General features: G+C 59.9%; 7 protein-coding genes. 6 read left to right on the top strand and 1 reads right to left on the bottom strand.

Features of this window, described 5'->3' with window-relative positions; all coding sequences use genetic code 11:
- The coding region (locus B3E91_RS18415; protein ID WP_287030886.1) for a malic enzyme-like NAD(P)-binding protein at positions 1-963 on the top strand (963 nt) is incomplete at its 5' end.
- Positions 964-1,024: 61 nt separating this feature from the next.
- Here the strand turns inward: B3E91_RS18415 and B3E91_RS18410 are convergent.
- A complete protein-coding gene (locus B3E91_RS18410) occupies positions 1,025-3,454 on the bottom strand; it encodes a penicillin-binding protein 1A (protein ID WP_286784341.1) in 2,430 nt (809 codons plus the stop codon).
- 182 nt (positions 3,455-3,636) lie between these two features.
- Here B3E91_RS18410 and B3E91_RS18405 point away from each other — a divergent pair, with 182 nt between their 5' ends.
- Genes B3E91_RS18405 through pilQ form a run of 5 tightly spaced genes read left to right on the top strand, consistent with a single transcriptional unit; the run spans position 3,637 to position 8,640 of the window.
- Positions 3,637-4,701, top strand: coding sequence for a pilus assembly protein PilM (locus tag B3E91_RS18405; protein WP_090225665.1), 1,065 nt, complete (start codon positions 3,637-3,639; stop codon positions 4,699-4,701).
- A 1-nt stretch (position 4,702) separates the two neighbouring features.
- Positions 4,703-5,275: a PilN domain-containing protein gene (locus B3E91_RS18400; RefSeq protein ID WP_287030884.1), complete on the top strand. Its 573-nt coding sequence runs from the start codon at positions 4,703-4,705 to the stop codon at positions 5,273-5,275.
- Positions 5,272-5,895: a type 4a pilus biogenesis protein PilO gene (gene pilO, locus B3E91_RS18395; protein ID WP_090225668.1), complete on the top strand. Its 624-nt coding sequence runs from the start codon at positions 5,272-5,274 to the stop codon at positions 5,893-5,895. The genes B3E91_RS18400 and pilO overlap by 4 nt, the downstream gene beginning before the upstream one ends.
- On the top strand, positions 5,892-6,419 hold the full coding sequence (pilP, locus tag B3E91_RS18390) for a type 4a pilus biogenesis lipoprotein PilP (RefSeq protein ID WP_287030883.1): 528 nt from the start codon (positions 5,892-5,894) through the stop codon (positions 6,417-6,419). Before pilO ends, pilP begins: the two co-directional genes overlap by 4 nt.
- Positions 6,420-6,468: 49 nt before the next feature.
- On the top strand, positions 6,469-8,640 hold the full coding sequence (pilQ, locus tag B3E91_RS18385; protein ID WP_287030882.1) for a type IV pilus secretin PilQ: 2,172 nt from the start codon (positions 6,469-6,471) through the stop codon (positions 8,638-8,640).
- The last annotated feature ends 3 nt before the right edge of the window (positions 8,641-8,643 follow it).

Here is an 8,643-nt window from a genome sequence, read left to right as displayed (position 1 = left end):
ATCGACGTGTTCGATATCGAAGTCGATGCGGAAAGTCCGCAGGCGTTCATCGACACCGTCAAGCGCATCTCGATCACCTTCGGTGGCATCAACCTCGAGGACATCAAGGCGCCCGAGTGCTTCGAGATCGAGCGCGCACTGATCGAGCAGTGCGATATCCCGGTGTTCCACGATGACCAGCACGGCACCGCCATCGTCACTGCCGCCGGCATGCTCAACGCCCTGGAAATCGCCGGCAAAACCCTGCCCGAAGCGAAGATCGTCTGCCTCGGTGCCGGCGCCGCCGCCACGTCCTGCATGAAGCTGCTGGTGAGCATGGGTGCGAAGGTCGAGAACATCTTCATGATCGACCGCAAGGGTGTCATCCACGCCGGCCGCGACGACCTCAACCAGTACAAGGCGGTGTTCGCCCACGAGACCGGCAAGCGCACGCTGGCCGACGCCCTCGACGGCGCCGACGTGTTCGTCGGTCTTTCCGGCGCCAACCTGCTCAAGGCGGAAGACCTGGCGCGCATGGCGGCCAACCCGATCGTCTTCGCCTGCTCCAATCCGGACCCGGAAATCGCCCCGGAGCTGGCCCATGCCACGCGCAACGACGTGATCATGGCGACCGGCCGTTCGGACTATCCGAACCAGGTGAACAACGTGCTCGGCTTCCCGTTCATCTTCCGTGGCGCCCTCGACGTGCGCGCCAAGCGCATCAACGAGGAGATGAAGATCGCCGCCGCGCTGGCCCTGCGTGACCTGGCCAAGCTGCCGGTGCCGCAGGAAGTCTGCGACGCCTACGGCGGCATCGCCCTGAGCTTCGGTCGCGAGTACATCATCCCGAAACCGATGGACCCTCGCCTGATCACCGTGATTTCCGAGGCGGTGGCCAAGGCCGCCGTGGAAACCGGTGTCGCCACGCTGCCTTATCCGAAGCACTACCCGCTGAAGAGCGTCGATGACGTGTTCCTCGGTTGAGTCTTCGGCAACGAAGAAAAACCCCGCCTAGGCGGGGTTTTCTTTTTGCGTCGGGAGCGTTCTAGAACAGGTCGATCGGCGCCGCTTCGTCGCTTGGCAACGGGCTACCCGGCGCGCTCATACCGGGCTCGATCTCGCTCATCGGCGGCGGCGAGTCCTCGCTCTTGAACAGCTCGAAGTAGGCATCGGGCGATCCCGGTGGCGCGGCGCGCCCGCTGACAGGGTCGACGCGCAGGGAGATGATCCCGTCCGGTTCCGCCGGCGCGTGCTCCGGCTTGCCTTTGAGCGCGGCGCTCATGTAGCTCATCCAGATCGGCAATGCCACGGTGCCGCCGAATTCGCTGCGGCCGAGGGTCTCCGGCTGGTCGAAGCCGGCCCAGACGCTGGTCACGTAATCGGCGTTGTAGCCGGAGAACCAGCTGTCCTTGGATTCGTTGGTGGTGCCGGTCTTCCCGGCGATGTCGCCGCGTCCCATCGCCAGGGCGCGCCGGCCGGTGCCGCGCTTGATCACGTCCTGCAGCATGCTGGTAAGGATGTAGGTGGTGCGCGGGTCGACGATGCGCTCGGCGACGGCGGGTGCCTGCGGGTCTTTCGCTTCGTCCGTGCCGCTGCCGCCGGTGGCTTCCTCGGCGGTCTGGGTGCGCGGCTCGGCATCCTGCGTGGCCGCTGCTGCGCTCGGCGGGTTGGCGGTGAACAGCACCTCGCCGTCGCGGCTCTCGATACGCTGGATCAGGTAGGGCTGGATCTTGTAGCCCCCGTTGGCGAAGGTGCTCCAGCCGGTCACGATTTCCATCGGCGTCAGGTTGGCCGTGCCCAGCGCCAGCGACAGGTTGCGCGGCAGCTCCTGCTTGTTGAAGCCGAAGCGACTGACGTAGTTGAGGGCGTAGTCGATGCCGATGGTCTGCAGCAGGCGGATGGAGACCAGGTTACGCGACTTGTACAGCGCTTCGCGCAGGCGGATCGGGCCAAGGAAGGTATTGGTGTCGTTCTTCGGCCGCCAGACCTTGTCCAGGTACTCGTCGACGAAGACGATCGGTGCGTCGTTCACCAGGCTCGCGGGCGTGAAGCCAGCGTCCAGCGCCGCGCTATAGATGAAGGGTTTGAAGCTGGACCCCGGCTGGCGTTTGGCCTGGGCCGCGCGGTTGTAGTTGCTCTGCTCGAAGGCGAAGCCGCCGACCAGGGCGCGGATGGCGCCGTTGTTCGGGTCCAGCGAGACCAGCGCGCTCTGTGCGCTCGGCACCTGGCTGAAACGCAGGCTGCCGTCTTCCTGGCGCTGTACGCGAACAAGGTCGCCCACCTGCACCACGTCCGCCGGCTTCTGCGGGCGCGCGCCCATGCTGTTGCTGTTGATGAACGGGCGGGCCCATTTCATGCTGTCCCAGGCGACGGCTTCCTCTTTCCCGTCGCGGGTCAGCACGAGGATGCCGCTGCTCTCCACCTGGCTGACCACTGCCGGCTCGAGACTCCCCAGCGTGCGGTACTTGGGCAGTTCCTGGAGCCAGGCCTCGCGGGTCATGTTCGGGTAGCGGGTTTCCGGGCCGCGATAGCCGTGGCGCTGGTCGTAGCTGATCAGTCCGTCCTGCACCGCCTTGTTGGCCGCCAGTTGCAGGTCGCTCGGCACGGTCGTGGTGACGCGGAATCCGTCGGTGTAGGCGGCGCTACCGAAGCGGCCGACCATCTCCGCGCGGGCCATTTCCGCGATGTAGGGCGCGGCCAGCTCGGGCGTCTGCACGTGATAACGGGCATCGATCGGTTCGGCCAGTGCGGCCTTGTAGCGCGACTCGTCGATCTTGCCGAGGCGGAACATGCGCCCGAGGATCCAGTCGCGCCGCTCCTTGCTGCGCACCGGGTCCATCAGTGGGTTGTAGCGCGAGGGCGCCTTCGGAAGACCGGCTATCATCGCCATCTGCCCGAGGCTCAAGTCTCGGATGGATTTGCCGTAATAGACTTGAGCGGCGGCTTCGATCCCGTAGGCGCGATTGCCCAGGTAGATCTTGTTGACGTAGAGCTCGAGGATTTCGTCCTTGCTCAGCTCACGTTCGATCTGCAGCGCGAGCAGTATCTCGGTGATCTTGCGCGAGAAGCTGCGCTCGCTGGTGAGGAAGTAGTTCTTCGCCACCTGCATGGTGATGGTGCTGCCGCCACTCTGAATATGGCCGGTTTTCAAGAGTTGAGAGGCGGCGCGCATCAGGCTGCTGACGTCGACGCCATAATGGTTTGCAAAGTTGTCATCCTCGGCGGATAAGAGGGCCTGGATGAAGTCCTTGGGGATGTCGGCGAACTGGATGGGGGTACGCCGCATCTCGCCAAATTCGGCGATCAGCTTCTCGTCGCTGCTGTACACACGCAGCGGAATCTGCAGTTGGATGCTGCGCAGTGAGTCCACGGAAGGGAGGGTTGGGCTCAGATAAAGAAAGGCGCCACTGAGACCAAGCAAAAGGCCACAGAAAACGGCTACGCAAGACCACCAGAAGAATTTCAGCAGGCGTATCAAATGCTTGGTTTTCCAGATAAAAGAATGAGTTAGCAGAAGGCGAAGCGGAAAGCGGAAAGCCGTTCACATTATAAGCGGTTTTTTTGCCGGGGAGCCATTTGCGCTTCTGTCAAGACTGTTATTTAATGTGAAAAAACATAAATAGTCCGTAAGTAGCGGATGCCAATAGGAAATCGGACGTGCTAGGGCTCTTCACCAAGAAAGCGAATACGCTGCTGGGGATCGATATCAGCTCGACCTCGGTAAAGCTCCTCGAACTGAGTCGCTCAGGTGGCCGCTACAAAGTAGAGGCCTATGCCGTCGAGCCGCTCCCGATAAACGCCGTAGTGGAAAAGAACATCGCCGAACTCGAGGGCGTGGGGCAGGCGCTCGCTCGTGTGACAGCCAAGGCCAAGACCGGCGTGAAGGCCGTTGCAGTGGCCGTGGCCGGCTCCGCAGTCATCACCAAGACGATCGAAATGGAATCGGGTCTCAACGATGACGAGTTGGAAAACCAGCTGAAGATCGAGGCTGATCAGTACATTCCTTATCCGCTGGAAGAAGTTGCCATCGATTTCGAAGTTCAGGGCACCTCGGTACGCAATCCCGAGCGGGTTGAAGTGCTGCTGGCTGCTTGCCGCAAGGAGAACGTCGAGGTCCGTGAGGCGGCGCTGGCGTTGGCCGGTCTCACGGCCAAGGTCGTGGACGTCGAAGCCTATGCGCTGGAGCGTGCCTATGGTCTTCTCGCCGAGCAACTGGGGGGCGAACGGGACGAGATGACCGTTGCCGTGGTGGACATCGGCGCCACCATGACCACCCTCAGCGTGCTGCACAATGGCCGCACCATCTATACCCGTGAGCAGCTTTTCGGTGGGCGCCAGCTGACCGAGGAAATCCAGCGTCGCTATGGCCTGTCGGTAGAGGAAGCCGGCCTTGCCAAGAAGCAGGGCGGCCTTCCGGATGACTACGAAAGCGAAGTGTTGCTGCCGTTCAAGGAGGCCGTGGTCCAGCAGGTTTCCCGCTCCCTGCAGTTCTTCTTCGCCGCGGGTCAGTTCAACGACGTCGACTACATCATGTTGGCCGGTGGCACTGCCTCCATTCCCGATCTGGATCGTTTGATCCAGCAGAAAATCGGCACTCAGACGCTGGTTGCCAACCCCTTCGCCGATATGGCCCTGAGCGGCAAAGTCAACGCGGGTGCCCTGGCCAGTGATGCGCCGGCGTTGATGATCGCCTGCGGTCTGGCGATGAGGAGTTTCGACTGACATGGCACGGATCAACTTACTTCCTTGGCGCGAGCAGCTTCGCGAAGAGCGCAAGCAGCGCTTCCTCGTTACCTTGGGTGGTGTCTTGTTGGTGGCTGGTGGCGCGGTCTTTCTGGCCTCCCAGTATCTGGATTCCGCGATAGAGAACCAGCGTGCCCGCAACGACTATGTGCGCACGGAAATCTCCCTGCTTGATGCAAGGATCGCGGAGATCAGAGAGCTGAGGACCCGCCGCCAGCAACTGCTCGAGCGGATGAAGATCATTCAGGACCTGCAGGGAAATCGTCCGATCATCGGTCGAGTGTTCGATCAGCTTGTTCGTACGTTGCCGGAAGGTGTGTATTTCACCGAGCTGAGAATGAACGGCTCGACGATCGCTATCACCGGGGCTGCTGAATCCAACAATCGGGTCTCCAACCTGATGCGCAATCTGGATTCCTCGCAATGGCTCACGGCGCCTAACCTCACGGAAGTAAAGGCTGTGACCGCCGGGGAAGTTGACCAGGCGAACGTCTTCCAGCTGACGGTGCAGCAGACCCAGCCGAAAGCTGATGTGGAAGGAGCCGCGAAATGAGTCTTGCCGATTCCCTGGCTAGTTTGCGCAAGGTGGATCTGGGCGATCTGGATTTGAACAACCTGGGTTCATGGCCGGCGCCAGTCAAGGCGATAGCCTGTTTCCTGCTCCTGGTTGCGGTTCTGGCGCTTGGTTACAACTTCCATCTCAAGGATCTTCAGGCTGATCTCGATCAGCAGCGTAGCGAAGAGCTGACGTTGAAGGAGCAGTTCTCCAGCAAGGCATTCCAGTCCGCCAACCTAGAAGCCTACAAGGAGCAAATGAAGGAAATGGAAGTTTCCTTCGGCGCCCTGCTCAGGCAGTTGCCCAGCGATACCGAAGTCCCTGGCCTGCTTGAGGACATTACGCGTACCGGGCTGGGCAGCGGGCTGGAATTCGAGGAGATCAAATTGCTTCCGGAGGCCGCGCAGCAGTTCTATATCGAACTTCCCATACAAATTACGGTAGTGGGCGCTTATCACGATTTGGCGACGTTCGTGAGCGGTGTCGCCAGCTTGCCGCGGATCGTCACGTTGCACGATTTCGACATCAAGCCGGTTAACGCTGCCAGCCCCAACAAGTTGCGCATGAGCATCTTGGCCAAGACCTATCGTTACAACGAGACCGGGGTGCAGAAATGAGAAGCGCCCATCTTGTTGTAGGCACCGCTCTGGTGCTGGTTCTGGCGGGTTGCGGTGTCAGCAACGACTTCAGCGATTTGCAGAGCTACATGGACGAGGTTCGCGCGAGACCGAAGGGCTCGATCGAGCCGTTGCCCAAATTTCAGCCGTACGAGGCCTTCACCTACAGCGCCGCCGCCATGCGCAGTCCATTCCAGCCCCCGGTGAAGATCGATCTGGCTCGGCAGCAGAAGGGCTCCAAGGACATCAAGCCGGACGAAACACGGGTCAAGCAGTTCCTTGAAGGCTTCAATATCGAAACGTTCGAGATGGTCGGCACGCTTTCCAACGAGGGTGGGATGTTTGCCTTGGTGCGGGGCGCCGGTGGGGTCCATCGAATTCGTGTCGGGGACTACCTCGGCAGAAACAACGGACGGATTGTGGCCATCAACGAGAACGCGATCGAAGTTGTGGAAGTCGTTCCAGACGGAGAGGGTGGCTGGTTGGAAAGGCCGCGTAGCCTGGCCCTAAAAGAACGCTCATAGGGACAGGGACATGAAGAATTATTGCCAGTCAGCACAACGGAATCAGAGAATGAACAGCAAACTTTCGCGCCTAGCTCTATCAATGTTGGCGGCTCTGATTGCGCCTGAAGTGTTGGCGGCCAATCTCCAGGGTTTGGATGTCGCGGCGTTGCCGGGCAATCGTGTCGAGCTGAAGTTGTCCTTTGACGAGCCTGTTCCAGTTCCGCGCGGTTACACCATCGAACAACCGGCCCGTATTGCGCTCGATCTGCCCGGTGTCAGCAGTAAGCTGGGTGCCAAGAACAAGGAACTCGGCGTAGGCAACGCGCGAAGCGTCACTGTCGTCGAGGTGAAGGACCGCACGCGTCTCATCGTCAATCTGGCGACTCTCGTGCCCTACAGCACCCGTGCTGAAGGCAATAACCTGTATGTCGTGGTGGGTGAAGGGGCTCTTGGTGCTCCCGTTCCTCAGCCGGTCGCCGTCCAGGCGCCTGTCAGCCCCAAAGCGCCTGCTACGCCTGTCTCGAAAACCTTCGCTCCGGCCGGTAAGGCCATCAGCGGGATCGATTTCCAGCGTGGTGATCAGGGCGAAGGGAATGTGGTTATTGCACTCTCCGATCCAACGGTAAGTCCGAACATTCAGGAGCAGGGCGGCAAAATTCGCCTGGACTTCGCGAATACCCAACTGCCCGAGTCGCTACGAGTGCGACTGGATGTCAAGGATTTCGCAACTCCCGTTCAGTTTGTAAGTGCGAGTACCCAGGGCGGCCAAACCAGCATCAATATCGAGCCTACGGGTTTTTACGATTATCTTGCGTATCAGACTGATAACAAGCTGACCATCAGTATCAAACCGCTGGCAAAAGAAGAGGTTGAGCAGCGTAAGAGCGATAGATTCACCTACTCGGGTGAAAAACTGTCCCTTAACTTTCAGGATATCGACGTTCGTTCGGTGCTTCAGCTGATTGCCGACTTCACCGATTTGAACCTCGTGGCCAGCGATACGGTTCAGGGCAGCATCACACTTCGGTTGCAGAACGTGCCCTGGGATCAGGCGCTTGATCTGGTGTTGAAGACCAAGGGTCTGGACAAACGTCAAATCGGTAACGTGCTTCTGGTCGCGCCGGCCGATGAGATCGCGGCTCGGGAGCGCCAGGAGTTGGAGTCGCAAAAACAAATCGCCGAACTGGCTCCGCTACGTCGGGATTTGATCCAGGTGAACTACGCCAAGGCGTCTGACATCGCCAAACTGTTCCAGTCGGTAACCAGTTCCGAAGCAGGCGCTGCTTCCACGCCCGAGCGTGGTTCGATCACCGTGGACGATCGCACCAACAACATCATTGCCTATCAGACCCAAGAGCGTCTGGATGAGCTTCGTCGAATCGTTACCCAACTGGATATCCCCGTACGGCAGGTCATGATCGAGGCGCGGATCGTCGAGGCAAACGTTGATTACGATAAGGCGCTGGGCGTTCGCTGGGGCGGTGCCTTGAACAAGGGCAACTGGACGGGCTACGGGCAGAACGGAAACATTGGTATCGATGAGAGTGGGACGGGCGGATGTGGTCCCTTTGCCGGTGGGTGCACATTGCCTACGAGTAGCTCTGGCTCGGGCGCTGGCTCTAGCTCCAGCAGTAGCCCTGTCCCATTTGTCGATTTGGGCGCTAGCAACAGCACTTCCGGGATAGGTATTGGCTTCATTACGAACAACGTGATTTTGGACCTGCAGCTTTCCGCTATGGAAGCGACCGGTAACGGCGAAATCGTATCCCAGCCCAAGGTCGTTACTTCCGACAAGGAAACCGCTCGCATCCTCAAGGGCGCTGAAGTGCCTTATCAGGAAGCAAGCTCCAGCGGTGCCACCAGTACCTCGTTTAAAGAAGCAGCGCTATCGCTGGAAGTCACTCCGCAGATTACCCCCGACAATCGGGTGATCATGGAAGTGAAGGTGAACAAGGATGCGCCTGACTTCACCAATGCGGAGGCGTCAAATGGTGTTCCCGCCATCAACAAGAACGAAGTCAATGCCAAGGTGCTCGTCAGTGATGGCGAAACGATCGTAATAGGCGGCGTGTTTTCCAATACTCAAACCAAGAGCACCGAGAAAGTGCCTTTCCTGGGTGACCTGCCTTACCTCGGACGACTGTTCCGTCGCGACACCGTGCAGGACTCCAAATCCGAGCTGCTGGTCTTTCTCACCCCGCGCATCATGAACAATCAGGCTATTGCAGTGGGTCGTTGATGC

Origin of the sequence: Pseudomonas sp. UBA6310 (assembly GCF_002438225.1) — a bacterium.
In the GTDB taxonomy this organism is placed as follows: domain Bacteria; phylum Pseudomonadota; class Gammaproteobacteria; order Pseudomonadales; family Pseudomonadaceae; genus Pseudomonas_O; species Pseudomonas_O kuykendallii.
Note: the sequence above shows the minus strand (reverse complement) of the source record. Positions and strands in the feature narration are given on the sequence as shown.

Bases quoted from the DNA above. Each gene is read 5' to 3' on its own strand.
- pilQ (WP_287030882.1), top strand. From the start codon at position 6,469: ATGAACAGCAAACTTTCGCGCCTAGCTCTATCAATGTTGGCGGCTCTG.
- B3E91_RS18400 (WP_287030884.1), top strand. From the start codon at position 4,703: ATGGCACGGATCAACTTACTTCCTTGGCGCGAGCAGCTTCGCGAAGAG.
- pilP (WP_287030883.1), top strand. From the start codon at position 5,892: ATGAGAAGCGCCCATCTTGTTGTAGGCACCGCTCTGGTGCTGGTTCTG.
- pilO (WP_090225668.1), top strand. From the start codon at position 5,272: ATGAGTCTTGCCGATTCCCTGGCTAGTTTGCGCAAGGTGGATCTGGGC.